Genomic DNA, 24,698 nt, shown 5'->3' with positions numbered 1-24,698 from the left:
AATGTCGAATAATGAATGTCGAAGTGAAAACAACTTCTACATTCAGCATTGGATATTCATTATTCGATATTTATTGTAAAAAGTATCTAATATCTTCATCAAGATTCAAAAACGGATACTTTCGCTGTAACTCCTGGGCCTTTTCAAGGTGTGTTTTCAAAAAACGTTTATGAGCTTCGGTAGATGGTTGAAAAGGTTTGTGCTTACGCGCGATCACGATCTTTTTTATTTCTTCCGCCAGTTGCTGCGCTTTCTCATCTACAAAATGCCGCATGAATTTGTCGAGCACAAAATGCGTAGCCTGGTAATTGGGATGCACCATATCAATATCGTAAAACCGGTAATCACGCAGTACATCTATCACCAGTTCATACGCCGGGAAGTAATACAGCTTATCGAACTTATTAACGAGGTGGTGCACCACTTCTATCAATCGCGCTTTACTGCGGTTATTATCAATAACGCCATCGCGGATATGACGAACCGGGCTAACTGTAAAAATCACTTTCAAATTAGGATTGAACTGAAACAACTGGTGCAGACAATTGTCGAGCATGGTAGTTGTTTCTTCAATGGTGAGCAGGTGTTTGTTGAACCAACCTGCCGGTGTACGGTGGTTGTTGGCAACAGCCCCCCGCACGGCGCCACGGCGAAATGATTGCGGCACCTGCTCTGTAAGGCGGTACGAGAATGAGGTACCTAGTGTTATTATTAACCAGTTGGCGGTTTTCAAATACGTATGCGCTTCCTGTTGCGATGCATTAATGCCACGCAAACAATCCTGCAGATCGGTTTTGGAAAAACGGCTGTGGTGTTGCCAGCTTTGCCATACTTCATTGTAGTAAAAAAGCTCTTCGCTCTGGTACTGCTTATTCTGAATATAGGAAACCAGGCTGCTCACCACACTGGCTGGGTCAAACAAAATACCATTGGGATTTTGCAGAATACTGAATTTAAGCTCATCCAGTTTTTCGCCAATGTGTTCTGTAAAGCACGACCCCATTAACATGATATTGTCCTGGTAATTGATCGGAGTCGACAAGGTAGAAATATGAATCGGTATCTGGAGGTCCATAATCACTTTTATCAGATTTAAGCATTAGAAGATTCTGGTTATGGTACCATCAACCTGTGTGCAGGAGAAAACACCGCGCCGTCCGCGGTATGATCGTATACCCAGGGTGATTTTCATAAGGTAAATATCTCGTTAGCTAAGTTAACACTTTTAGCCAGCGCTGTTTTATTCAAACCAGACAATTCTTCACATTGTTCTAAATATGATATGAGCCATTCTGTATCAATGTTGCCAACCAGGTCGTCATTGGCCATGGGACAACCGCCGATGCCTTTTAAGGCGCCATCGAACCGGCGGCAGCCAGCCTGCCAGGCCGCTTCTATTTTCGCCAGCCGGTTGTGCGCACTGCTATGCAGATGCACCCCTATCTCATTATGTGGCAGCTTGCTGATCACGTAACGGGTCATTTCAAGTACCTGTTCGGGTGTTGCCAGTCCAACCGTATCGGCCAGCGAAATGATGGGCACGCCCAGGGAAGCGATCTTATTCACCCAATCAAATACGATCTCCGGTGAATACGGGTCGCCATAAGGGTTGCCAAAGCCCATGGAAATATAAATGACCAGTTGCTTTTGGCTTTGCTCACAAATACGTTGTATTTCTGCTACGCGTTGCAGCGATTGTGCTATCGTACTATTGGTATTGCGCAACTGAAAAGTTTCGCTCACCGAAAAGGGAAAACCCAGGTATGAGATCTGGTCAAAGGCGGCAGCTGCTGAGGCACCACGCTCATTGGCAACAATGGCCAACAATTTTGTATTCGTATTAACCTGTAACCCTTTCAATACGGCCGCAGTATCGGCCAGTTGCGGAATGGCTTTGGGCGAAACAAAACTGCCGAAATCAAGTGTGTGGAATCCCACCTGCAACAAGGCATTCAGGTATTCGATCTTTTTTTCGGTAGGTATAAAAACCGGCCAGCCCTGCATGGCGTCGCGGGGGCATTCGATCAATTGAATGGCCTTTTTTTTACCGTATTCACCAGCATTCATAACTACCAGTTTATGGTTTATGGTTTATGGTTTGTGGTTTGTGGTTTGTGGTTCTTTCATTCGAGATTCCTGAATTTTAATCGTCTTCCCAATTGTATTCCATTATCGCATTATCGAATTATTACATTATCACATCGACATTCTCTTCTTCATAGCTTCATACAATACGATCCCCGTAGCAACCGAAACATTGAACGACTCAAAATTTCCTGCCATCGGGATCTTTATCTTTTCATCGCATATTTTCAACAAGCCTGGAAAAACCCCATGATCTTCGCTGCCCATAATAATGCAACCGGGCTCGGTATAATCAATTTCATGCACGAATTTATCGGCCGTCATTTCTGTTGCATACACTTTTATGCCATTCAGGTGCAGGGTATCTACCGCTTTCATTAAACTGTTCACCCGGCAAATATTGATCTTTTCCAGCGCACCCGCCGACGATTTCATGGCTTCTTCATTCAATGCCCCAACGCCTTTATCAGGTATGATGATGGCTTGCGCACCACAACACACCGCCGTGCGGGCGATAGCCCCTATGTTGCGTACATCGGTTATGCCATCGAGTATGACAAACAACGGCGTTTCCCCATTGCCCAGCACATGGTCGATCACCTGTTGCAGGTCCATGTACTGCACCAGCCCGGCAATAGCTATACACCCCTGGTGATTTGCTTTTGTGAAGGATTGTAATTTTTCGGGCGGCACCTGTTGAATTGGAATATTATGCTCCTTAGCCAGTTGCCTGATGGTTCCGATAGAGTCGCCGCTTACATTGCGTTGAAATAATATTTTGTCAATTGGCCGGCCCGATTGAATGGCTTCAATAACAGGCTGGCGACCGATGATGAGCGACGATTTATTTATACCGGGTCTCTTCTTATGATATCCTTCCATCTGCCAACATTAATTTTACTTTTAAAATAGCTGCTACCGACATAGAATCGAGGATCTCGCCGCGTTCTACCATCTGGTATGCTTCTTCAAACGGCACTTTTTTTACCTGCAATTGTTCTGTTTCTTCCGGACTGGCCATATGCTGGCTCAGTTTCCGCGCCAGGTAAATAACCGCATATTCATCAGTGACAGAATTGCTCAAATGCATCTCAACGATCTTTGTCCATTCTTCGGCTACCAGCCCGGTTTCTTCCAGCAATTCGCGTTTGGCCGATTCTACCGGGTCAACGCCAAAAGCGCCGCCACCTTCGGGAATTTCCCAGCTATACTGGTCAACGGTAAAACGGTATTGGCCTACCAGGTAGGTATTCAATTCCTCATCGAGGGGCAGGGCGCCGGTGGCAATACCCCTAAAATGCACTTTTCCATAAATGCCTTTTCCCCCTGAAGGGTTGATTACATCAAACTCTGTAAGCTTTATCCAGGGATTTTCGTAAACCTTCTTCTCACTTAAAATCTTCCAGGGATTTTGTTGTTCGTTCATGGCCCGAAAATATAACTTATGCTACAAAAAAACAGCCCCCCGATGTATCGGGGGGCTGAATAATATATCTCTGCGAAATGATTATGTAAGTTTAAGTATGGCTATCGCTAACGAAGACAAACCCACCATTAGTACAATGAGCCATTTCAATTGATCTTTAAAACCATGCTCCAGGCGGGTTTCCAACCTGGCTATATCATTTTTCAAATCTTCTTTTACAAGGGCTAAATCCATCTTTGTAGCAAGGCGGTCCCTTTCAGAATTAAATTTATTATCAACAATATCTTCAATGCTTGCTACCATTGCTTTTGCATCTTCATTGTTCTTGAAATGCTTGTTCAACAATTCGTACATTTTTACTGCCTGTGATGCTGTTACCATTCACTCAAGGTTTCAACAAATATAAAAAAAACAATCCATATAAACAAATGCCACCCCGCAGAACGGAATGGCATTCATGTACTTATATGAGTTCAAATATTATCTGATACCAAACGCCTGCTTGATCTTTCTCACATAATCCAGCTTTTCCCAGGTAAACAGCTCTACTTTTTTCTTAACGGTTTTACCATCGGGGGCAGTGAATGTTTTTTCAACAACTTCAGGCTGACGGCCCATGTGCCCGTAAGCAGCAGTTTCGCTGTAAATAGGATTGCGCAGTTTCAGGCGTTGCTCAATAAAGTAAGGACGCATGTCGAAGATCTGGGCTACGCGCTTGGCAATTTCGCCATCGGTCAGCTCTACTTTGGCAGTGCCATACGTGTTAATGTACAATCCCATTGGCTGGGCAACACCAATTGCATAAGAAACCTGTACCAGTACTTCTTCGCACAAGCCGGAAGCTACCAGGTTTTTCGCAATATGACGGGTTGCATAAGCAGCAGAACGGTCAACCTTTGAAGGATCTTTACCGCTGAATGCACCACCACCATGGGCGCCTTTTCCACCATAGGTATCTACGATGATCTTACGACCGGTTAAGCCGGTATCGCCGTGCGGACCACCAATTACGAATTTACCAGTGGGGTTTACGTGATACTTGATCTTATCATTGAACAGGTGAGCGTATTTTTTATATTTGGCCTTAACGCGGGGGATCAGGATGTTGATCACATCTTCTTTGATCTTCTTCGCCATTTTGGCTTCTGTATCAAAATCATCGTGCTGGGTACTTACCACGATAGCGTCGATACGAACAGGCTTGTTGTTATCATCGTATTCGAGGGTAACCTGGCTTTTTGCATCAGGGCGCAGGTACTCGATCTTTTTTCCTTCGCGGCGCAGTGCAGCCAGCTCAATCAATAATTTATGGGCTATGTCCAATGCCAGCGGCATGTAATCTTCAGTTTCGTTGGTAGCGTAACCAAACATCATACCCTGGTCACCGGCACCCTGGTCTTCTTTCTTTGTTTTATCAACACCCTGGTTGATATCTGCAGACTGTTCGTGAATGGCTGACAGCACACCGCAGGAGCTGGCTTCGAACATATATTCGGCCTTGGTGTAACCAATTTTGCGGATCACCTCACGGGCAATTTCCTGAACATCGAGATATGCCTTTGATTTAACTTCTCCTGCCAGTACCACCTGACCGGTTGTAACCAGCGTTTCGCAGGCTACTTTCGATTGGCTGTCAAATGCCAGGAAGTTATCAATCAGGGCATCAGATATCTGGTCAGCTATTTTATCAGGATGACCTTCCGAAACACTCTCAGAAGTAAATAAATAAGGCATACTACTTTTTTGTTTGAGGAATTGAATTGAATATTAATGGGTAAATATATAAGATTTCTGATTTTGAGATTTAGTGATTTGGAGATTTCTTTTGAGTTTAGCATAATAAACAAATCTCAAAATCTCGAAATTCTAAAATCAGAAATTGCTTTTCTGTTCTTTCTACCTTGTTATTTGGTTAAATCGTGATAGAGTTGCAGGTAATCTGTTAAGTCAGACTCGGCATTATAGGTTAGCACCTTCTTGCCTTTTACTTTTCCGAACTCTTCAACCAGCTTTTTATCTACCTTATCGGCGCCAAAGGTAATGGCGTCGGCGTAGGTAGCTCCACCCCGCATCATGGCCGTGGTAGTGCCTTCTTTAAAAGGCTCCAGGTCTTTTTCTTTTACAACAGAGCTGATAGAAGCAATTTTCAGAAAATCATCACCCAGCTTTTCTTTCAGGGTGTTGTTGCCTATAGTGTAAATGACTTTGCTATGCGAAAACACCGGCTCTTTTTTATAGGCAGTCTTTTGATACAGGGGAATTAAGCCGGTCATCCAGCCGCTGCAATGAATGATGTCGGGCGGCCAGCCGAATTTCTTTACCGTTTCCAGGGCGCCTTTACAGAAAAACACCGTACGTAAGTCGTTATCGTCGAACCATTTTTCATTTTCGTCGTTGAAAATGAATTTACGCTTGAAAAGGTCTTCATTATCCAGGAAGTAAACCTGCAACCGCGCATTGGGTAAAGAGGCTACTTTAATTTGTAAGGGATAATCATCATTACCTACCGAAACATTAATGCCCGACAACCGAACCACTTCATGGAGGCGATGACGTCTTTCGTTGATAACCCCAAACCTGGGCATAATACAACGTACTTCAAAGCCATTTTCATTTGCCTTTATTGCCAACCGGTTTACCGTTTCGGAGAATTCCGTTAATTCCAGGTAGGGGGACATTTCGTTAGCAATAAATAAAATTCTTTTCTTTGTCAGCATTATAGATAATAGTTGATGGGCTAACTTTTAAAAATCAGGGTGCAAAGTTAAGGTTTTTTTATTAGTTCTAAGTTCTGGGTTCTCAGTTCTGTATTCCAGAACCTCGCCGGGAATCCCTGCAAATAGAATAAATAATGAACCGGTTCCCATAGAAACAACAACAGCGCGCCAATAAAACTTAAAATTTCGTTAAATGATCATATTTAAATATGCCGAACCGCTTGCACGGTATATTCAACAGCAAAAAGCCGCAGACAAACAGGTAGGCTTTGTACCCACCATGGGCGCCCTGCACAACGGCCATATTGCCCTTATTGAACGTTCGAAAAAAGAAACATCCATAACGGTTTGCAGTATTTTTGTAAACCCCACCCAGTTTAATAATGCCAGTGATTACCAGTTATACCCAAATACCATCGAGCAGGATATTGTGCGCCTTGAAGCGGCCGGCTGCGATGTGCTGTTCCTGCCTTCCATAGCCGAAATGTATCCCAACGGCACCAACAACCTGGAAAAATACGACCTGGGTTATCTTGAAACTTTGCTTGAAGGCAAATACCGCCCCGGCCATTTTCAGGGTGTTTGCCAGGTGATGAACCGGCTACTGACGATGGTTCAGGCGCATAAATTATTTATGGGCCAGAAAGATTACCAGCAATGTATGGTGGTAAGCCGGCTGCTGCAATTGATGCAATCGCCCACCGGGTTAATTACCTGCCCTACCCTGCGCGAACCCGATGGCCTGGCCATGAGCAGCCGCAACCTGCGCCTTTCGCCCGAAGACCGGCAAAAAGCCACTACTATTTATAAATGTCTGACGCTTATTAAACAGGAATGCAACCAGGGCGTATTCTGGCCTGTTATTAAAGAAAAAGCAGAGAAATTATTGACCGATGCCGGGTTCAGGATCGATTATGTGGAGTTGGCCGATGCCAACACGCTTCAACCTGCCACGGCCACCATGGCCACCATTTACCAGGGACCGCGTGTGGCATTGATTGCCGCCTTCTTACATGATGTGCGTTTAATTGATAATATGTTGGTTTGATGGCTTGATGGTTCGATTGCCTGATGGCTGGGGTTCCTGATCATCAGAATTTACGACTAAATAAAATATTCCGGCATTCGGAGGCCTGGCAATCAAACCATCAAACAATTCAACAATTATCTTTAGCTTGCGCCCGTTTTATAAATTCGAACAACAAGAACATAACATGGAGATAGAAATACTGAAATCTAAAATACACCGCGTAACAATTACGGAAGCCAACCTGAATTACGTGGGTAGTTTAACGCTCGATGAAGACCTGATGGATGCCGCCAACATGATCGAATACGAAAAAGTACAGATCGTGAATGTAAATAATGGCACCCGCATAGAAACGTACCTTATAAAAGGAAAACGCGGTTCAGGCGTATGCTGTTTAAATGGTCCTGCTGCCCGCCAGGGCGCCGTAGGCGATATTGTGATCGTTATTTCCTACGCTACGATCGATTTTGAAAAAGCAAAATCATTCAAACCTGCTGTAGTATTTCCGCAGACTGGAAATAAATTATAATAATTTCTCTTATTATATAAACATTATGTTACCGGTTTCAAGTTACAGGTTACAGGTAGTCCTTGTAACTTGAAACCTGAAACCTTGTGCTTCCAAACCTGTAACTTTGCTAAACAACCACACCCCGTATGAATAAAAAAATTCTGAGCATATTTCAGTATCTCCTTTTTCTGGGGCTCAGTGTTTTTTTAATATGGTGGTCGGTAAAAGACATTTCTGATCAAGGCTGGGTAGACATCAAAAATGCTTTTCGCAATGCAAACTACCTGTTGATCATTCCGGTAATGATCACTTTGTTACTGAGCCATTACAGCAGGGCCTTGCGCTGGAAGATCTTAATGGAGCCCATGGGTTATAAACCCAGGATCTCTAATACGTATATGGCCGTTCTCATCGGTTACATGGCCAACCTGGCCGTACCCCGGTTGGGTGAAGTTTTAAAATGTACTATACTGGCCCGTTATGAAAAGGTTCCTGCCGATAAACTCGTTGGCACCATCGTAGCCGAACGCGCTTTCGATGTGCTTTGCCTGGCGCTTGTTATAATTATAACCCTGCTTACCCAGGCCGATTTGATCGGTGGTTATATTAACCAGGCATTGAACGACATTCTTAAATCCAAGACCGGCGCCTTTTCCGGCACCAGGATCATTATTCTGTTGGCCATTCTTTTGATCGCTGTTACCGCTGTTATAATTGTATTCAAAAAGTTTAAACACCTGCGGTTCATTCAAAAGATAAAGACCATTTTTGAAGGCGTATGGCATGGTATAACCAGCGTACGTTACCTCAAAAACAAAGGCTGGTTTATTTTTCATACCATTTTTATCTGGGCCATGTACCTGTTGAGCGTACAGATCGGGTTCTGGGCCATGCGGGAAACAGCGGCCTATAGCATTCCGCATGCCTTATCGGTATTAACCATGGGTAGCCTGGCGATGATCGTACCGGCGCCCGGCGGCGGACTGGGCGTGTACCCATTGTTTGTGAAGAACACCCTGCATGTATATGGATTAGCCGATACCATGGGGTTCGCTTTTGGTCAGCTCATGTGGTCGGTACAATTCTTTTTCTCCCTGATCAGCGGTTTCATCGCATTGAGCTTATTACCCTATTTAAATAAAAGAACACCAGTTAATGAGAAAAGCTGATATCATTACTACCAGAATATGCACGTTGAATGAAGCAGTGCATAAAATAGGACAATGGCGCGTAACTGGTAAAACGGTTGCATTCACCAATGGGGTATTTGATATACTACACCGTGGTCATATCTTTTCATTGTCTCAAACCGCCGCTGAAGCAGATTTTTTGGTAGTGGGGTTGAATTCCGACGCCAGCACAAAACGATTGAAAGGCGACAGCCGGCCGGTAAATGATGAACAATCAAGAGCCCTCGTGTTGGCATCCCTGCTCATGGTTGATATGGTGGTTATTTTTGAAGAAGACACGCCGTTGAACCTCATTACAACCCTGCAACCCGATGTGCTGGTTAAAGGCGGTGATTATACGCTTGAGCAAATTGTTGGCGCCAAAGAAGTAATGGCAGCGGGCGGGAAAGTTATTATCAATCCAATTGTGGAAGGATTTTCAACTACGGGGATTATTAAGAAAATGAGTTCTTAGTTTTTAGTTAGTTTAAAAGTTAGCGAGGCTTATATATAATATAAGCTCCGGAGTAAAACAACTTAAAACTTAAAACTAAAAACTTAAAACTTACAAACGCTGCATTCTTTCCACCTCCTGCACAATCATTTCAATTTCGCGTTCGTCGCCATTGGGATTATATGGCTGTTTCAGGTTGCTGCCGAAGACAAAGGCCACGGTTTGCCATGCCCGGGCGGTAAATCCACCTTTATATTCCTTGATGATGGTATAGCAGTTATTACCGGTTTGCCGGTTGATCAGCTTCATTAATACCTTTCCCTGGTAGATCGACAATTCGCTCAACGGTTCGGCAAACTGTTTCTTCAGCTCCTTTTCGCGGGAATGAATATATTTCTTTTTATCCTTATCATTCATTTTGGCAATGTGCGCGTTAATGTCGTTCATAATAGCTCCGGCACGGCGGGCGTACGGATAGGTGACATAAACGGCATTGCGCAAACGCGTCCACTCCTGTCTTTTCTTCAATAAATGCTTGGGATAGGGAACCTGTACCCAAGTCCATTCGAGCGTTTGTGCCGGCACATATTCATTTCCGTGGATCATGGCTGGCACCGGGATAGTATCGTTGGGACCTAACTGCGGTAAGGGAATAGAATCAGGAGTAGTTTGGGCCTGTGCCGTACTTATAGATACAGCTACAATCGCCAAAACAGTAATTATCCCCCTGAGTATTTTTCTTTTTGCAGTCATTCCTATGCTACTAATATAATACAATTTTGGTTTTAATAATAATTCCAAAAAGACACAGTAAGTAACCCGTTTCGTTGCAAAACAATTCTTAAAAAAGTTTTAAGAACGTATTAAAGTTACAATACGAATTTTTCAGGGGAAACAATTGGGTGATGAAGGTTTTGTGAAATAAGGTTTAGCACTTATATGAAGGGAAATGGTTACTTGAATTGGGAAACGGGTTTCAGGTTACAGGTTACAAGTTTCAGGTTGCAGGTGCAAAGGTACCAGTTACCTGTTACCAGGAAATACAGTTTTATGCCTTATAAGTTAACCATTAGGTGAGGTATAGCAGTCCCATAATGACCAATGGAACTTGAAAACCGGAGCCTGTCACCTATTTTAGCGAGTCCCGAACTAAAAGCCCGGAACCCGGCAACCGGTAACCTATAATAATTTCACTCTGCGCACGATACTCATTACAAATCCTGCTATCATTAGTACCACGCCTAACCAAACCAGGTTAATGAAGGGGAACTGCAATACTTTCAGGGCCAGAAAGGGCGTTAGCCGCGAAGATTCCTTCACACTGATCTCCAGGTGCTTGTTATCGGCAACACGGGTAAGGCCAACAGCCAACCCTTGCGAATACAAGGTATCTAAAATGTATTGCGGACCATTATTACGCACATAAAATACCGGCCTGGCAGTAAGTTTCTGTTGCTCCTTAGTGATCACGGTGAGGTTGGCCATAATAGCCGTATCCTTACTGGTGAATTTGTATTTGTCGTTATTCGGGTTTATGGTAACACTGTCAAGGATCATGTACCCTTCTGAATAAAAAACAGTGTCGCCGGTTTGCACCACATGATTTTTGAACTGCGACGTATCGGAACCTTCCTGTACCGAACTGGCATGGTTCACATAGCTGAAAATATCTTTGTGCAGGTAATGCCGTGAATCGGGGTTGTTCGACATCCCCTCCTGCCCTTTGGTATTCCTGATGAGGTCTGGGTACAATGTGAACTTGTCCTTGCCGTCTTTTCTTTCCATATCAACCTGGAACCAGGTAATTTTTCCATTCTCACTCACCGAATCTTTCACATAGGTAGCCCAATATTTTCCCATATCGGTTTTAACGCCGCGGAACAGGGTCAGATTTTCAAAACCTTCTCTGGGTTTATCAGGACCAAAATTGAGCGGGTTAAAGGTATTTACCGACAGCACTTCTTTTTTGGAAGAAGAAATAAGTATCCCTACCAGCATCAATCCAAAACCCAGGTGGGCTACAGATGCGCCCGCTGCCTTTAACTTGCCGCCCAGGCCTGTATAAATGTAGGCTGCATTGGCAATAACAGCGTATACGGTAGCAAACAGCGCCAGGTGAATGGCGGCCAGGAAACCAAGCCCGTATTTATTGTAATTGATATTTCCGAAGTAACTGATGGAAGCCGACACCAGGATGGAAACCACTGTGGCCCACAACAGCTTTTTCGTGAAATACGCTTTTGTCGTATTCCTGTATTTGAGGTACTGCCCAATGGCGGTGAGTATACCTATTACCACAGCTACGAATATTTGTATGCGGTTATAGGGAAATTCTTTGTCCTCACCTATTACCAGGCTGGTGCCAAACAGTTTATTAATAATGGGAAAAGAAGTAGGAATGATAATGGCCATGGCCGACAGGAACAACACCAGCGAACCGATGAACATCCAGAACTCCCGGCTGCTGAACTCTTCTTCCTTCGCAATATGCGGGATCTTTTTATACCGCGCTACCAGCAATACCAGCGACGGAACAATAAAAATGAATAACCAGGCGCGCAATTGCCAGTTCATGCCCGAATCAACGAAAGCGTGCACGGAGGTATCCTGCAGATCGCCGCTGCGGGTAAGATAGGTTGAATACATTACCAGCAGGAAACTGAGTATAAAGAACAGGTGCGTAGCGCGTAAAGAATGGCCGGTTGAATTGTAGATCAACTGGGTATGAATGCCTGCGATCATGATCAGCCAGGGCACCAGCGAAGCGTTCTCCACAGGGTCCCAGGCCCAGTAACCGCCAAAAGTGAGGGATTCATATGCCCATGCCCCACCCATCATTATACCAAGCCCAAAAATGGCTCCGGAAAATAATGACCAGGGTAAGGCCTGTTTCGTCCAGCCGCCAAAATCTTTCTTCCATAAACCGGCTATGGAGAAGGCAAAAGGAATAATGGTACTGGCATAACCGAGGAATAAAACCGGTGGGTGGATCACCATCCAGTAGTTCTGTAGCAACTGGTTGAGGCCGTTCCCATTATGTATTTTCGGCTGGCTCAGGTAATCTGCCCCCGAAAAAATGGGCGCATCCTGAAACTGGTGCCGGGTTAATAAGAACGGACTGCTTCCGACTTTGACATCGAAAACATAAATCCCGATTACCATGGTAGCCAGGCAAAGCTGGGCAAAGCTGAGCACCGTCATAACCGGCGCTTCCCATTTTTTGGCCGTACGCATTAATACCAGGCCTAATAACGCATGCCATAACGTCCAAAGCAGAAAAGCCCCCTCCTGTCCTTCCCAAATGCTGCTGAGCAGGTATTTAGGTTTTAGTGACCGATCAGAGTGGTTCCAGGCATAAAAATATTCGTGAAAATGATTGGCAATAATGATAAATATGATGCTGAAAGTAGCCAGTACTGCCCCGGCATCGATCATAAAGGCCATTCGGGCCAGTTTTTTCCAGCCATCGTGGTCTTGGGGTGAGGTGGCATTAGAAGCTTTGAAATAAGCAATAGTCGCCACCAGGGAAGCTACCAAAGAAAGCACAACCAGGAAATGTCCCAACTGACCGGGCAACAGGTGTTCACCGATATACTTCATTACAGGTTTTTAATTTTGAGTCAGATTGTTCTGCGCTGCCTTGGGATCGTCTTTATACTTGGAAGGACATTTTATCAGGATACCGTCTTTACTGGTAATTTCAAATATCTCGCCTTTCATTTTTCCCTTCAGCACAATACGATCGCTTTTCTCCATGTCAAAAGGCTTTTCAAAATAATAACGCACCTGCGCTCTGTTTCCCAATGAGTCGATCACATAAAACTGTGTTAAGTTGGGATTTTTAGCAGGGTCGTACTCGATGGGCGCTGCCACCGATTTATCGAGCTTGGCAATAACGGTTACGGTTTTACCTTCTTTTTGACGGGCAGAGGCCAGGGTTTCATAGGTTGAGAGGTCGCCCATAAAGCTCAACAGGATCATGATGCAGACCGCAATTCCCACCAGAATAACAATATGGATCTTTTTCATCTGAAATATTTGTTATAACGTCTTGCAGACGAGGCACAATTGATTGATGCCCCGCAAAGTTAGGTCAAAAATAGATTGAGGGTCAGATAGATTTTAATTATGTAGTAAGTTGATTTATCTATATAATTAAATTAATTGTTTCCATGTAACCAATAAGAACCAGTAACAAAGCAACCCCGGAAAAGGTTCGAAAGTTACAGTTACCGGGTTCCGGGTCCTGAGCGAAGTCGAAGGATCGAAGGACTTGCCTGGAGACCGAGCGAAGTCGAGGGCTATATAACCTGTAACTTGTAATCGGCATCTCGACTTCGCTCGATGCCTAACCTGGCCTTCGACACCGCTCAGGCCTCAACTACTAACAAACGTAAGCTCGTTTACTATAATTTTTTTGCTGCTTTCCATTCCTGTGCTACCTTGCATCCCCGTTTTTTTAGCGTATGATATATGACAGATCTATCTCATTTTGATCCCAACGCGGCAAGTAACCCCAATAACAATATTTTTGGATTGCCCTTCAACGAGGAAGACGCCCGCCTTGTTATTCTACCTGTTCCCTGGGAAGTTACAGTAAGCTATAATGCAGGTACTGCCCGTGCAGCCGATCATATATTTAAGGCCAGCATGCATGTTGATCTATTTGACCCTGACTACAAAGAATCGTGGAGACAGGGTTTTTATATGCGCCCACCCGATAAAAAGATCCTGCTGAAAAGCGATTACCTGCGCAAAGAAGCGGAATTGTACATCGATTATATTTCTCATGGCGAAATACTGGAGAAAAACCTCTTCATGTGTAAATCGCAGCGGGATATCAATGAAGGCGGCGTTTATTTGAACAAATGGGTGTACGAACAAACCAAACAGTTAATTAACCGGAATAAACTGGTAGCTGTACTGGGTGGAGATCACAGCATCGTATTAGGCTTTTTCAAGGCAATGGCCGAACAGCATGGCGATTTTGGCGTATTGCAAATTGATGCTCACTGCGACCTGCGCCAATCGTACGAGTTCTTTACGTACAGCCATGCCAGTGTTATGTATAATGCGCTTACCGAAATTCCTTCGCTTACTCACCTGGTACAGCTCGGCGCCCGCGATTATTGCCAGGAAGAATGGGAATACATTCAGAACAACAAAGAAAGGGTTATTACCTATTTTGATAAGGATATAAAAGAACGCCAGTACGAAGGAGAAACCTGGAAACAGATCACGGATGAAATTGTAAATAAATTACCTCAAAAAGTACTGGTAAGTTTTGATATTGACGGGCTTGATCCTAAATTGTGCCCCAATACAGGCACACCGGTACAAGGCGGATTTGAAACGGAACAGATCTTCTATTTGCTTAAAAAAATAGTGCAAAGCGGTCGTCAGTTTATCGGTTTCGATCTGGTTGAAATAGGCGTAGGCGATAACAATGAGTGGGATGCCAACGTGGGTGCGCATATTTTATGGAGATTAGCCAATATGCTGGTGGCCAGTAACCAATAACCGCCTATGGTATATCAATATGTTGTAACCCTTAAAAATCAAAATAACCGGTATATTGATATACTCGGACTGATCCTCAGTATTTTTTCTGTTGTTTGTTTTACGTTGGAATTACTGCGAAGCAGCAATGTAAGCGTGGCCTACCTGATAGGCAGTGTTGCTGTACCGGGCATTATAGCCTGGAATCTTTTTCAAACCTCCAAAAAACGTAAAGTATATTATAGCCGCGCCCTGTTGATAGCCGCATTGGTTTGGATGAAAATGCCCTATTTTCAATGGCTGGTTTTCGTTTTTATTATTCTGGCTTTGCTTGAATACCAGGCGAAATACGCCATAGAGATCGGGTTCTCCGATAATGAAATTGTTTTTAATTCCCTCTTCAAAAAAAGATACCACTGGAAACAGTTCAGCAATATTGTGCTGAGAGATGGTTTGCTTACCCTCGACTTTACCAATAACCGCATTTTACAACGCGAGGTTGAAGACGATGAGGAAGACGATGCGGATGAAGATGAGTTTAATGAATACTGCAGGAAACAGTTGGCTAATGTTATAATTTGAAAATGAAATATGAATGGTGAATGGTGAGTAAGGCTCGAGAAAAATCAGGATACCCGAACTTTCAGGAACCAACTCACCACTGACAACTCACCATTCACGATTGCCGCCTCTCAACTTTCACCTTGTTCCCTCACGAATGTTAGTTACTTTTGCCTCAAAATGCACCATATGGATTTTCTGGCTCCCTTAAAAATAGAAGCACTGAATTCAGGCGTTTCAACCGGTATCTCCTCCCTGCCGGCGCATGGCGAAATAATAGAATCCTATTCCCCCGTTAATGGTAAATTAATTGCCACTGTAAAGTCCGGCGATAAAAGCGACTACGAAACCGTGATCGCCAAAGCCCAGGCTGCATTTACCGAATGGCGTACCTGGCCCGCTCCCAGGCGCGGTGAAATTGTACGGCAAATTGGCGAGGCCTTGCGCACCTATAAAGAGCCGCTGGGTAAACTGGTGTCGTATGAAATGGGTAAAAGCCTGCAGGAAGGTTATGGCGAAGTACAGGAAATGATCGATATCTGCGATTTTGCGGTTGGCCTCTCGCGCCAGTTGTATGGCTTATCCATGCACAGCGAACGCCCGGCGCACCGCATGTACGAACAATGGCATCCGTTAGGTATTGTGGGCATTATTTCCGCCTTTAACTTTCCCGTTGCCGTATGGAGCTGGAACTCCATGCTGGCCTGGATCTGCGGCAATGTTTGCATTTGGAAGCCTTCTGAAAAAACCCCCTTGTGTGCAGTAGCCTGTCATCATATTATTTCTGAAGTATTGAAACGCAACAATGTGCCGGATGGCATTAACGGAATGGTGATTGGTGGTCGCGAAGTAGGTGAATGGTTGTCGGCCGACGCCCGTATTCCCCTGGTATCGGCCACCGGTTCAACGCGTATGGGCAAAGCCGTTGGCGCTACGGTTGGCGCCCGTTTGGGCAGGGCCCTGCTGGAACTGGGTGGCAACAATGCCATCATTATTTCAAAATATGCCGACCTGGATATTGCCATCCGCGGAGCGGTTTTCGGCGCTGTTGGCACCGCAGGCCAGCGTTGCACAACCACGCGGCGTTTGATCATTCACGAGGAAGTATATGATTCTATAAAAGATAAACTGCTGGCCGCTTACAAACAATTGCGTATCGGCAACCCGCTCGATGAAAATAATCACGTAGGCCCGCTGATCGATAAAGGGGCGGTTAGCGGATATCAAAAAGCCCTGGAGGCCTGTAAAAAAGAAGGCGGCCGGTTTATTGTTGAAGGCGGTGTGCTGGATGGCAATGGTTACGAAAGCGGCTGCTACGTAAAACCATGTATTGCCGAAGTGGAACCGCACTTCAAGATCGTAGAACAGGAAACATTTGCGCCTATTTTATATTTAATGAAATATACCACCCTCGATGAAGCGATCGCCATTCAAAACGGGGTTCCGCAGGGATTATCTTCCAGTATTATGACGCTGAACCTGCGGGAAGCAGAACAATTTTTATCTGCCATGGGCAGCGACTGCGGTATAGCCAATGTAAACATTGGTACGTCTGGCGCTGAAATCGGCGGCGCCTTTGGCGGTGAAAAAGAAACCGGCGGCGGCCGCGAAAGCGGTAGTGACGCCTGGAAAGCGTATATGCGACGCCAGACGAATACGATCAATTATTCTACACAATTACCCTTAGCGCAGGGGATCAAGTTTCATGTGTAAGCGAGTAGTAAGTAGCTAGTAGTTAGTGGGAAGAAAAATAGTATGTACGATTTGAGAATAAAGTGAAACAAGCGATTAGTTATAAGCCTCGAATAAAAGCCATACTAGCCACTTACTACTAGCTACTAGCAATTCTTCACCAACAGTTGAGTTCCCGCTTCAAACAATATAATTGAGGACCAAAACGTTTTTAACTGATTCGAAGCTGAAACCGGTATGAAGAAATTTTACGCTCTGCTGCTTTTAACCACCTCTATGTATACTGCCCATTCACAAATGCGGCTGGGAATCCTGGGTGGCCCTCATTCTTCCTCAGTAATTGAAAAAAACGATTTGCCCGGCTGGGAACAATCAACCGAGCCGTATTACACCAAAAGAAGCGGCATTCACCTGGGTATTATTGGTGAAATCCCACTTGGGTATACGAATAAAGCCTTTTTTCAAACGGGTGTTCTTTACATGGCCAAAGGAAGAAAGTTTCAGCGATTGTTCGATACCGCCGCCGTTAAAACAGATACCTTATTTCACAGCACTACACTTTATACAAATTATATTGAAGTTCCGCTGAACATTACCCTGAAATTGCGAATGGGCAGGAAAAGCAGTTTCATGATCAGCGCAGGTCCCTACCTGTCGTTCTTTTATAATGGTAAACAAACTTCCGAATCGCGGGTAGCGCTCAATGATTCATCTGTTCAATACAAAAAAGACGAATCGGAGATCCAGGTAGGCAAAAACGATTATAAGGTCACCACATTCGATGCAGGTATAAATGCGCGCGTTGGTTTTGAACTGGGCAATGTTCTATTGACCGGTTTCTTCAGCCAGGGCTTGCTTAATTTTTACGATGCGCCGTACAAAGGCACCTTCAGGCACCGGGTTGTTGGCGCTTCGCTTGGTTTCTGGCTGAGCAGAAAAGTAGTCTTAACCAACGATAAGGATAAAGACGGGGTGTTGGATAAAGTGGATGCCTGCCCTGATGTACCTGGTTCGGCCAAAGCAGGCGGCTGTCCCGATAAAGACGGCGACGGCGTTGCCGATGGAGTGGATAAATGCCCGGAAGTGTTTGGATTGGCAAGGAACAGGGGCTGTCCCTTACCTGACCGGGACAATGACACCGTACTGGATGAAGAAGACCAATGTCCTGATATAGCAGGCATTCTGAAATACCACGGATGCCCGCCGCCCGATACAGATGGCGATGGCCTGAACGATGAAGAAGACCTTTGTCCGGATAAAGCAGGGGCGAAAGACTTCAATGGTTGCCCGATCCCCGACAGCGATGGCGATGGCCTGAACGATAAAGAAGACAAGTGCCCCACCATAGCCGGCGTGCGCGAGAACAATGGTTGTCCGGCCATTAAGCGGGAAATTGTTGAACGGGTGAACTATGCCGCTAAAAAAATATTCTTTGCATTAGGCAGCGATAAAATTATGCCGGCCTCCTACAGCGCGCTGGATAATGTGGTATCGATCCTGAAAGCCGATGCCTCCCTGAAACTGATCATTGAGGGATACACAGATAACGTAGGTAAACCGGAATCGAATTTGATCCTGTCGCAAAAACGTGCCGATGCCGTTAAGAGTTACCTGATGCAAAAAGGCCTTGACGCCAACCGGTTAAACGCCAAAGGGTATGGCCAGGAAAGAGCGGTTTCAGATAACAGCACTCCTGCCGGCAGGGCGGCCAACCGACGTGTTGAATTGAAATTATCACAACAATAGCCAATAGGCAACAGACAATGGGCAATGGGCAAAAAGAGCAATTTTGAAATATGGTCTCTCTGATTTACCGGGAAGGGAGATCCATTAAATACCCTGAAAGCCATTTTCTTAGCAAAAGGTTATGAACAAATTATTAGCCACTCATGTAATATGATACATGCGTGGCTTTTATTTTTATATTTTGCGCGTGGGAAAATGAACGTTTGTTAAAGAAAATGCGTACCACGGTTACATTTCGATGCAATAGAACCGCGACACGACTAAATTTTGTTAAGAATTAGTAAAAAACCAGATATTTGGATAGTTTCCACAATTAATAATTTACGTTACAAATAAGTAAAGCAAAAAACACTCGTACATGAATAAACTGGTAAAAGTAGCAGGTTTAGTTACTGCCTTTGTGATTGCTGACCATACCTCCTTTGCACAGCAGGAGAAAAGCATAAAAACAGGAGATGTGCCGAAGGGATGGCATCTGCTCGACAAAACCAAAGACGGGTTCTATGGGATCAGTATAGATAAAGCGTATGATTTTATTCGTACTAAAAACCTCAAAGGGAAAACCGTAGTAGTAGCGATCATCGATTCAGGCATCGATACCCTGCATGAAGACCTCAAAGACGTTTTGTGGACCAACCCCAAAGAAATACCCGGAAACGGTTTGGATGATGACGGTAATGGCTATGCTGATGATATACATGGCTGGAACTTCATCGGCGGCAAAGACGGCAAAAACGTAAAACAGGATTCTTACGAAGGCGCCCGCGTGTACCATATGTACAAAAGTAAATTCGATGGTAAGACCATTGATACCACCAAACTCTCGGCTGATGAAAAAGACGAGTATAAAATGTGGTTAAAGAGTAAAAAGAAAATTGAAGGCGAAGGCAGTGAAGAAGGTGTTGACCTCGTGATGCTGAAAAGAGCGTTGCTCAGCGCGCAAAAAAGCGACAGCATTATGCGCAAAGCGTTGAATAAAGAAAACTACACCGGTACAGACGTGGATACATTCAATGCGGTAAGTACCTCAGAAAAATCGGCCAAAGGCAGCCTGCTGTACCTGTTCAAAACCAACCAGATGATGGAAACTACCAACAAGGAGTTCCTCGACGGATTTGAAGAGTTTGTAAGCGGCGAAGAAAGAAAAGCCGAGGCAAAAGATAAAGCGCCACAAAATTACCGCGGCGATATTACCAAAGACAATGAACAGGATATCAACGACCGTAACTACGGTAATCCTGATGTAATGGCTTCTACCCCATTCCATGGTACGCACGTGGCCGGCATCATCGGCGCCATACGCAACAATGGAAAAGGAATGGACGGTGTTGCCGATAATGTACGCATTATGATGATCCGTGCCGTGCCCGATGGCGATGAGCACGATAAAGATATTGCCCTGGCTATTCGCTATGCTACTGATAACGGCGCCAAAATCGTGAACATGAGCTTTGGTAAAGACTTCTCACCCCAGAAAAAATGGGTAGACGAAGCCGTTAAATATGCCGAAAGCAAAGGCGTTTTACTGGTGCATGCGGCAGGTAACGATGCCAAAAACATCGACACCGCAGATAATTTCCCGAATGCCATGATTAAAGGCAGCAATACGAAAGCATCCAACTGGATCACCGTAGGCGCCAGTGGCGATCCCAGGTCCGGTGGATTTACTGCTTCCTTCTCGAACTATGGTAAAAAACAGGTAGACGTATTTGCGCCTGGTGTTAAAATATATTCCAGCATTCCCGGAGGCAACACGTATGGAAATGCGCAGGGTACCAGTATGGCGTGCCCGGTAGTGGCCGGCACTGCAGCCTTCCTGTTAGAGTACTTCCCCTACCTCACACCACAGCAATTAAAATATTGCCTGATGAAATCGTCGCAGGCGCCTGAAACCAAGGTTAAAAAACCAGGTACAGACGAGACGGTAGCTTTATCTGACCTGAGCGAAAGCGGTGGCATCATCAACGCGTATGAAGCTGCTAAAGTAGCCGCTACCCTCGATCCTTCAGGTAAACCGGCGCCGAAAAAAACGTCGCCCAAACCAACGCTGAAGAATAAGAAAGGATAAATACAGGTTATCCCGATATATCGGGACAGGGTACAGGTTACAGGGTAAAACCGGTAATTTGTACCCTGTTTCTTTTGTTACCAGTTACCGGGTACCAGTTGCCGGGAAAAACCCGTAAACTGAAATTCGCGAGGATTGAATTAAAGCCCCGGCAACCGGTAACTGGCAACCGGCAACCTAATGCTTATAAATTCCCCCTGTAACCTGAAACCTGTAACTTTTTAATTACTTTTAGCTAAAAATATGGTTAGTAGAAAAGAAGTTACCGTACCTGATTTTTACACTACCTATATCAATGCCCTGCAGGAAGATGATCTGCAGGAGGCCCTTGCCAACAACACCCGCCGTTTTAGAAAACTACTGAAACAAATACCACACAAGAAGATCAACTATGCCTATGCGGAAGGCAAATGGACGATCAAGGAATTGCTGCAACACATCATTGATGCCGAACGGGTATTCATTTACCGGGCGCTCACTTTTGCGCGGCAGGACCCTGCTCCTTTACCAGGCTTTGATGAAAACACCTGGGCGATAACCGCCAAGGCGCCCAAACGCAAATGGAATGAACTGGTAGATGAATTTAAAGCCTTGCGTAGCGCTAACGAGCTATTCCTTAATTCGCTCGACGATGACCAGTTGCGGCAAACCGGTTCTGCCAATAACAATACCATCAGCGTAGCCGGACTGGCATTTGTATGCGCGGGCCATGTAGCGCATCATATGCGTATAATAAGGGAAAGATACCTGGGTGAACAGGTAGTTGCTGAGAAAGGCAAAACAGTGAAGAAGAAAAAGAAGGGAAAGAAATGAGAAATGAAGAATGAAAAATGAGGAATGAGAAAGGAAAGGCAGAGGAAATGTTGAATATCGAATGTTGAATATTGAATGTTGAAGGGAAAACAGAAGGCAAACGTCGGAAGTATGACAAGCCTTGCCTCTATGCCTCATTGCCTTTGGTTTTCGGCTTGCAGCTTGAAGCGATCTTAACCCTACACCTTATACATCTTCCTGATACTCTCAGTAAACAAAGTATATATAATTTTCAGCGAAGGATGATCTTGTAAAAGCTCCAGGTGTTTTTGAATGGTGGCTTCGTCGTTACGCAGGGCCGGACCTGTTTGTATGGCTACCGGTTCGTATTCGTGTAACCGTTCGGCCACGGCCGTTATCAGCGGCAGCAGCATCGAAAAATCAACCTTCTCGTGCAAACAATAGGCTTTTGCCAGTGCGTATAAATGATTGGTGAAATTGCTGACCATAACAGCGGCCACATGCAGTTTCAGGCGTTGCTCATCGCCTGCCTGCTGAACCTGGTGCGAGATGGAATTGGCAAACTCCGTGATCAGGGCCAGGTCATCTTCTGTATTGCCATCAACAAGGAAAGGAATGTCGGGCAGTTCATTTAATTCGCTGCGGAGGCTTTGCAACGGGTACAACACTCCGTAATTCCTGCTGCATGCACTTAAAATGTTTTTTGAAACGGCGCCGGCGGTATGTACAACCAGTTTTTTATCGAGCCGCAGTTCAGCAGCAACGGAAGCAATGGCGCCATCGCTTACCGCCATAACATAGATATCGGCAGAAAGATCGGGTTGCTTCAGATCGGTTGTGGAGGTGGCAGAAAGTATATCGGCCAGTTCCTCAGCATGCAATGCGTTTCTTCCACAAACCTGTATTATCTCGTGGTCGGCCGCTAAAAACCTTTTTCCCAATATGGTGGCAACATTTCCTGTACCGATGATAACTACTCTCAATGATTATAGTTTGAATGCTTGATTCTTATTTCTGTTATACATCTTCAGTTACCGGACTCCGGTTACCAGTTCCCCGCACCTTAATGCAGGATGACCGCCAATGATCGAACAGCTAATGATTTGCGTTCCGGTAACCGGTATCAGGTAACTGGTAACTTTGCTTATTGATTCTTCCCTTCAACCATTGGCACAAACGAAAAGTTATCGAATAACTCTTCGGCCATACTTCCATCCCGTTGTTTGGTAATACGCAGCATCCGCTGAACATGTCCCTCCCCTACCGGTATCACCATTTTACCGCCCACTTTTAACTGATCGATCAGTTTGGGGGGAATATACGGCGCCGCTGCAGTAACGATCACTTTATCGAATGGCGCGTACGTGGGCAAACCTTCATAACCATCGCCATAAAAATATTTGATGTTGGGATATTTACCCCGAAGTATGAAGCCGCGGTGTTCTTCAAACAACTTTTTCTGCCGTTCAATGGTATACACCTGTGCATTCATTTCGCCCAGGATAATAGCCTGATAGCCGCTGCCTGTACCAATCTCCAGTACTTTTTCGTAAGGTTTTACGTCGAGCAATTGAGTTTGATAAGCAACCGTATACGGTTGTGAAATGGTTTGTCCTTCTGCAATAGGAAAAGCCCGGTCTTCATATGCGACCCTGTCTAATGCTGAATCGAGGAAATAATGCCGGGGAACATGTAGAATGGCCGTTAGCACCCGTTCATCGGTAATGCCTTTCTGTTTTAATTGATCAACTAATTGTTTACGCAATCCTTTATGCCGGTAAGTATCTTCAAACGTTCTCATAAACGGCACAAAGATAGTTCAATTTAGTTACCGGTTGCCAGTTACCAGATCCCGGTAACCGGAAACTGGTAACCGGCGACTGATTATTATTTGGAAATTGATTTTATTTATTTCTTTCGCTACAATTCTCCCCTGGAAGCAGCATACAGCTCATACCAATCCTGGTGATCGAGGTCAATGGTGAACGCATTGGCAATATTGCGGATCCTTTGCTCATTGATGGTGCCAATAAGCGGCAGGGCGCCTAATTTTACCAGCCAGGCAACAGCAAGCGATTCTATATCAGCATTATATTTTTTGCCGATCGCCTCCAATTTGCCTCTTACTTTTACCGCCTGCGCATCGGTTCCATTGGCAATACGGCCGGCGGCCAAAGGCGCTGATGCCAGCGGCCGCATATACCGTTGTTTGATATAATCTACCTGGCCATTATCGAGCGCCGACGTGTTCAGCAAATTCAGTTCAATATGGTTGGTTACAATGGGCGTTTTTAATAAAGAGGCCAGCAGTTGGTGTTGAAACACAGTGAAATTCACCACGCCCACATTTTTCACTTTACCCGAATCTTTCAGGCGTTGCAACGCCAGGGCCGTTTCTTCCACATTCGACAACGGATCGAGGTGATTGAGCAGGAATATGTCGATATAATCTGTTTTCAGTTTGCGCAGTGAGTTCTCAACGCTTTTCTGAATATGGGCTGCGGAAGTGTTATAATGCTTTACGCGTACATCGGGCAAACTGGCATGTGGCTCTATCAGCCCACACTTGGAAAATAAAACAATATCTTCCCGCTTGAACGACTTGCGGCTGATCAGTTTACCAAACAGTTCTTCTACCTGGTAGTCACCATAAATATCTGCATGATCAAACGTATTGATGCCTAATTCCAGACAAAGGTTTACGACCTTTTCCATGGTTTGGGCAGCATCGCCTGTTACTTCATTCCATCTGTAAAATCCATAAATAGCTGGTGATACTTTGGGGCCGGAATCACTGAGATAAATCTTTTGCATTCAGATAATTGTTTTCTTGAACACAATTATCGGGATTAAATAATACAATACAAAATTTATAGAGTGAGAGTTTGAAGCCGGGGGCAATGGTGAGTGGTGAATGGTGAGTGGTAACCTGTAAAAAAACGTGACCCGGTTTTAAACCGAGCCAC

At 44.8% G+C, this 24,698-nt stretch carries 23 protein-coding genes; 10 read left to right on the top strand and 13 right to left on the bottom strand.

All coding sequences use genetic code 11. The features are described 5' to 3' along the window. Positions 1 to 70 precede the first annotated feature (70 nt). From FAM09_RS26925 to FAM09_RS26895, 7 genes are all read right to left on the bottom strand, one after another. Positions 71 to 1,075, bottom strand: coding sequence for a GSCFA domain-containing protein (locus FAM09_RS26925; RefSeq protein ID WP_136580273.1), 1,005 nt, complete (start codon positions 1,073 to 1,075; stop codon positions 71 to 73). A gap of 113 nt (positions 1,076 to 1,188) precedes the next feature. Continuing rightward, a complete protein-coding gene (locus tag FAM09_RS26920) occupies positions 1,189 to 2,067 on the bottom strand; it encodes a hydroxymethylglutaryl-CoA lyase (protein ID WP_136580272.1) in 879 nt (292 codons plus the stop codon). A 129-nt stretch (positions 2,068 to 2,196) separates the two neighbouring features. Beyond that, positions 2,197 to 2,967, bottom strand: a complete 771-nt coding sequence (gene rlmB, locus FAM09_RS26915) for a 23S rRNA (guanosine(2251)-2'-O)-methyltransferase RlmB (RefSeq protein WP_136580271.1) — start codon at positions 2,965 to 2,967, stop codon at positions 2,197 to 2,199. Next, positions 2,951 to 3,511, bottom strand: a complete 561-nt coding sequence (locus FAM09_RS26910) for an NUDIX domain-containing protein (protein WP_136580270.1) — start codon at positions 3,509 to 3,511, stop codon at positions 2,951 to 2,953. The genes rlmB and FAM09_RS26910 overlap by 17 nt, the downstream gene beginning before the upstream one ends. 81 nt (positions 3,512 to 3,592) lie before the next feature. After that, positions 3,593 to 3,892 (bottom strand): hypothetical protein, encoded by a 300-nt coding sequence (locus FAM09_RS26905; protein WP_136580269.1) that lies wholly within the window; start codon positions 3,890 to 3,892, stop codon positions 3,593 to 3,595. Positions 3,893 to 3,991: 99 nt separating this feature from the next. Next, on the bottom strand, positions 3,992 to 5,245 hold the full coding sequence (gene metK / locus FAM09_RS26900) for a methionine adenosyltransferase (RefSeq protein WP_136580268.1): 1,254 nt from the start codon (positions 5,243 to 5,245) through the stop codon (positions 3,992 to 3,994). A gap of 170 nt (positions 5,246 to 5,415) precedes the next feature. Then, positions 5,416 to 6,228 (bottom strand): glycogen/starch synthase, encoded by an 813-nt coding sequence (locus FAM09_RS26895; protein ID WP_136580267.1) that lies wholly within the window; start codon positions 6,226 to 6,228, stop codon positions 5,416 to 5,418. 193 nt (positions 6,229 to 6,421) lie between these two features. Here FAM09_RS26895 and panC point away from each other — a divergent pair, with 193 nt between their 5' ends. The 4 genes from panC to rfaE2 all read left to right on the top strand — a co-directional run bounded on the left by panC (position 6,422) and on the right by rfaE2 (position 9,413). Then, positions 6,422 to 7,276 carry a pantoate--beta-alanine ligase gene (panC, locus tag FAM09_RS26890; RefSeq protein ID WP_136580266.1) on the top strand — a complete coding sequence of 285 codons (855 nt, stop codon included), beginning with the start codon at positions 6,422 to 6,424 and terminating at the stop codon, positions 7,274 to 7,276. A gap of 166 nt (positions 7,277 to 7,442) precedes the next feature. Next, the gene (gene panD / locus FAM09_RS26885) at positions 7,443 to 7,787 is read left to right on the top strand and encodes an aspartate 1-decarboxylase (protein ID WP_136580265.1); all 345 of its coding nucleotides are present in this window, start codon (positions 7,443 to 7,445) and stop codon (positions 7,785 to 7,787) included. A 128-nt stretch (positions 7,788 to 7,915) separates the two neighbouring features. After that, the gene (locus FAM09_RS26880) at positions 7,916 to 8,938 is read left to right on the top strand and encodes a lysylphosphatidylglycerol synthase transmembrane domain-containing protein (protein WP_136580264.1); all 1,023 of its coding nucleotides are present in this window, start codon (positions 7,916 to 7,918) and stop codon (positions 8,936 to 8,938) included. Further along, on the top strand, positions 8,925 to 9,413 hold the full coding sequence (rfaE2, locus tag FAM09_RS26875) for a D-glycero-beta-D-manno-heptose 1-phosphate adenylyltransferase (RefSeq protein ID WP_136580263.1): 489 nt from the start codon (positions 8,925 to 8,927) through the stop codon (positions 9,411 to 9,413). Before FAM09_RS26880 ends, rfaE2 begins: the two co-directional genes overlap by 14 nt. A 90-nt stretch (positions 9,414 to 9,503) precedes the next feature. On the opposite strand, the gene FAM09_RS26870 is transcribed toward rfaE2, so the two are convergent. From FAM09_RS26870 to FAM09_RS26860, 3 genes are all read right to left on the bottom strand, one after another. Continuing rightward, positions 9,504 to 10,103, bottom strand: coding sequence for a DUF4294 domain-containing protein (locus FAM09_RS26870; RefSeq protein WP_243751791.1), 600 nt, complete (start codon positions 10,101 to 10,103; stop codon positions 9,504 to 9,506). Between the two features lie 468 nt (positions 10,104 to 10,571). Then, positions 10,572 to 12,992: a cytochrome c biogenesis protein CcsA gene (gene ccsA / locus FAM09_RS26865; RefSeq protein ID WP_136580261.1), complete on the bottom strand. Its 2,421-nt coding sequence runs from the start codon at positions 12,990 to 12,992 to the stop codon at positions 10,572 to 10,574. Between the two features lie 9 nt (positions 12,993 to 13,001). Further along, positions 13,002 to 13,421, bottom strand: a complete 420-nt coding sequence (locus tag FAM09_RS26860; protein ID WP_136580260.1) for a cytochrome c maturation protein CcmE domain-containing protein — start codon at positions 13,419 to 13,421, stop codon at positions 13,002 to 13,004. Positions 13,422 to 13,865: 444 nt separating this feature from the next. Here FAM09_RS26860 and FAM09_RS26855 point away from each other — a divergent pair, with 444 nt between their 5' ends. The 6 genes from FAM09_RS26855 (at position 13,866) to FAM09_RS26830 (ending at position 21,771) form a co-directional block, all read left to right on the top strand. Continuing rightward, on the top strand, positions 13,866 to 14,912 hold the full coding sequence (locus tag FAM09_RS26855; RefSeq protein WP_136580259.1) for an agmatinase family protein: 1,047 nt from the start codon (positions 13,866 to 13,868) through the stop codon (positions 14,910 to 14,912). 6 nt (positions 14,913 to 14,918) lie between these two features. After that, on the top strand, positions 14,919 to 15,473 hold the full coding sequence (locus FAM09_RS26850; protein ID WP_136580258.1) for a hypothetical protein: 555 nt from the start codon (positions 14,919 to 14,921) through the stop codon (positions 15,471 to 15,473). A gap of 168 nt (positions 15,474 to 15,641) precedes the next feature. Then, entirely contained in the window at positions 15,642 to 17,165 is a 1,524-nt protein-coding gene (amaB, locus tag FAM09_RS26845; protein WP_136580257.1) for an L-piperidine-6-carboxylate dehydrogenase, read from the top strand. A gap of 216 nt (positions 17,166 to 17,381) precedes the next feature. Then, on the top strand, positions 17,382 to 18,890 hold the full coding sequence (locus FAM09_RS26840) for an OmpA family protein (RefSeq protein ID WP_136580256.1): 1,509 nt from the start codon (positions 17,382 to 17,384) through the stop codon (positions 18,888 to 18,890). Between the two features lie 358 nt (positions 18,891 to 19,248). Continuing rightward, positions 19,249 to 20,958 carry a S8 family peptidase gene (locus tag FAM09_RS26835; RefSeq protein ID WP_136580255.1) on the top strand — a complete coding sequence of 570 codons (1,710 nt, stop codon included), beginning with the start codon at positions 19,249 to 19,251 and terminating at the stop codon, positions 20,956 to 20,958. Between the two features lie 243 nt (positions 20,959 to 21,201). Beyond that, positions 21,202 to 21,771, top strand: a complete 570-nt coding sequence (locus tag FAM09_RS26830) for a DinB family protein (protein ID WP_136580254.1) — start codon at positions 21,202 to 21,204, stop codon at positions 21,769 to 21,771. A gap of 179 nt (positions 21,772 to 21,950) precedes the next feature. Here FAM09_RS26830 and FAM09_RS26825 read toward each other — a convergent pair whose 3' ends face one another. From FAM09_RS26825 to FAM09_RS26815, 3 genes are all read right to left on the bottom strand, one after another. After that, a complete protein-coding gene (locus FAM09_RS26825; RefSeq protein WP_136580253.1) occupies positions 21,951 to 22,715 on the bottom strand; it encodes a Rossmann-like and DUF2520 domain-containing protein in 765 nt (254 codons plus the stop codon). Positions 22,716 to 22,876: 161 nt separating this feature from the next. Further along, complete coding sequence (locus tag FAM09_RS26820; RefSeq protein WP_136580252.1) at positions 22,877 to 23,533, bottom strand: protein-L-isoaspartate(D-aspartate) O-methyltransferase; 657 nt, start codon at positions 23,531 to 23,533, stop codon at positions 22,877 to 22,879. Positions 23,534 to 23,652: 119 nt separating this feature from the next. Continuing rightward, positions 23,653 to 24,546, bottom strand: coding sequence for an aldo/keto reductase (locus FAM09_RS26815; protein WP_136580251.1), 894 nt, complete (start codon positions 24,544 to 24,546; stop codon positions 23,653 to 23,655). Between the last annotated feature and the right edge of the window lie 152 nt (positions 24,547 to 24,698).

Origin of the sequence: Niastella caeni (assembly GCF_004834005.1) — a bacterium.
GTDB classification, from domain to species: Bacteria; Bacteroidota; Bacteroidia; order Chitinophagales; family Chitinophagaceae; genus Niastella; species Niastella caeni.
This window is presented reverse-complemented; position numbering and strand designations above follow the sequence as displayed.

Excerpts from the sequence above, each read along its gene's own strand:
- FAM09_RS26840 (WP_136580256.1), top strand. The coding sequence starts at position 17,382 with ATGAAGAAATTTTACGCTCTGCTGCTTTTAACCACCTCTATGTATACT.
- FAM09_RS26895 (WP_136580267.1), bottom strand. The coding sequence starts at position 6,228 with ATGCTGACAAAGAAAAGAATTTTATTTATTGCTAACGAAATGTCCCCC.
- FAM09_RS26830 (WP_136580254.1), top strand. The coding sequence starts at position 21,202 with ATGGTTAGTAGAAAAGAAGTTACCGTACCTGATTTTTACACTACCTAT.
- FAM09_RS26920 (WP_136580272.1), bottom strand. The coding sequence starts at position 2,067 with ATGAATGCTGGTGAATACGGTAAAAAAAAGGCCATTCAATTGATCGAA.
- panD (WP_136580265.1), top strand. The coding sequence starts at position 7,443 with ATGGAGATAGAAATACTGAAATCTAAAATACACCGCGTAACAATTACG.
- FAM09_RS26910 (WP_136580270.1), bottom strand. The coding sequence starts at position 3,511 with ATGAACGAACAACAAAATCCCTGGAAGATTTTAAGTGAGAAGAAGGTT.
- FAM09_RS26820 (WP_136580252.1), bottom strand. The coding sequence starts at position 23,533 with ATGAGAACGTTTGAAGATACTTACCGGCATAAAGGATTGCGTAAACAA.
- FAM09_RS26835 (WP_136580255.1), top strand. The coding sequence starts at position 19,249 with ATGAATAAACTGGTAAAAGTAGCAGGTTTAGTTACTGCCTTTGTGATT.
- FAM09_RS26815 (WP_136580251.1), bottom strand. The coding sequence starts at position 24,546 with ATGCAAAAGATTTATCTCAGTGATTCCGGCCCCAAAGTATCACCAGCT.
- FAM09_RS26925 (WP_136580273.1), bottom strand. The coding sequence starts at position 1,075 with ATGGACCTCCAGATACCGATTCATATTTCTACCTTGTCGACTCCGATC.
- panC (WP_136580266.1), top strand. The coding sequence starts at position 6,422 with ATGATCATATTTAAATATGCCGAACCGCTTGCACGGTATATTCAACAG.
- FAM09_RS26880 (WP_136580264.1), top strand. The coding sequence starts at position 7,916 with ATGAATAAAAAAATTCTGAGCATATTTCAGTATCTCCTTTTTCTGGGG.
- FAM09_RS26860 (WP_136580260.1), bottom strand. The coding sequence starts at position 13,421 with ATGAAAAAGATCCATATTGTTATTCTGGTGGGAATTGCGGTCTGCATC.
- metK (WP_136580268.1), bottom strand. The coding sequence starts at position 5,245 with ATGCCTTATTTATTTACTTCTGAGAGTGTTTCGGAAGGTCATCCTGAT.
- FAM09_RS26850 (WP_136580258.1), top strand. The coding sequence starts at position 14,919 with ATGGTATATCAATATGTTGTAACCCTTAAAAATCAAAATAACCGGTAT.
- ccsA (WP_136580261.1), bottom strand. The coding sequence starts at position 12,992 with ATGAAGTATATCGGTGAACACCTGTTGCCCGGTCAGTTGGGACATTTC.
- rfaE2 (WP_136580263.1), top strand. The coding sequence starts at position 8,925 with ATGAGAAAAGCTGATATCATTACTACCAGAATATGCACGTTGAATGAA.
- FAM09_RS26855 (WP_136580259.1), top strand. The coding sequence starts at position 13,866 with ATGACAGATCTATCTCATTTTGATCCCAACGCGGCAAGTAACCCCAAT.
- FAM09_RS26905 (WP_136580269.1), bottom strand. The coding sequence starts at position 3,892 with ATGGTAACAGCATCACAGGCAGTAAAAATGTACGAATTGTTGAACAAG.
- amaB (WP_136580257.1), top strand. The coding sequence starts at position 15,642 with ATGGATTTTCTGGCTCCCTTAAAAATAGAAGCACTGAATTCAGGCGTT.
- rlmB (WP_136580271.1), bottom strand. The coding sequence starts at position 2,967 with ATGGAAGGATATCATAAGAAGAGACCCGGTATAAATAAATCGTCGCTC.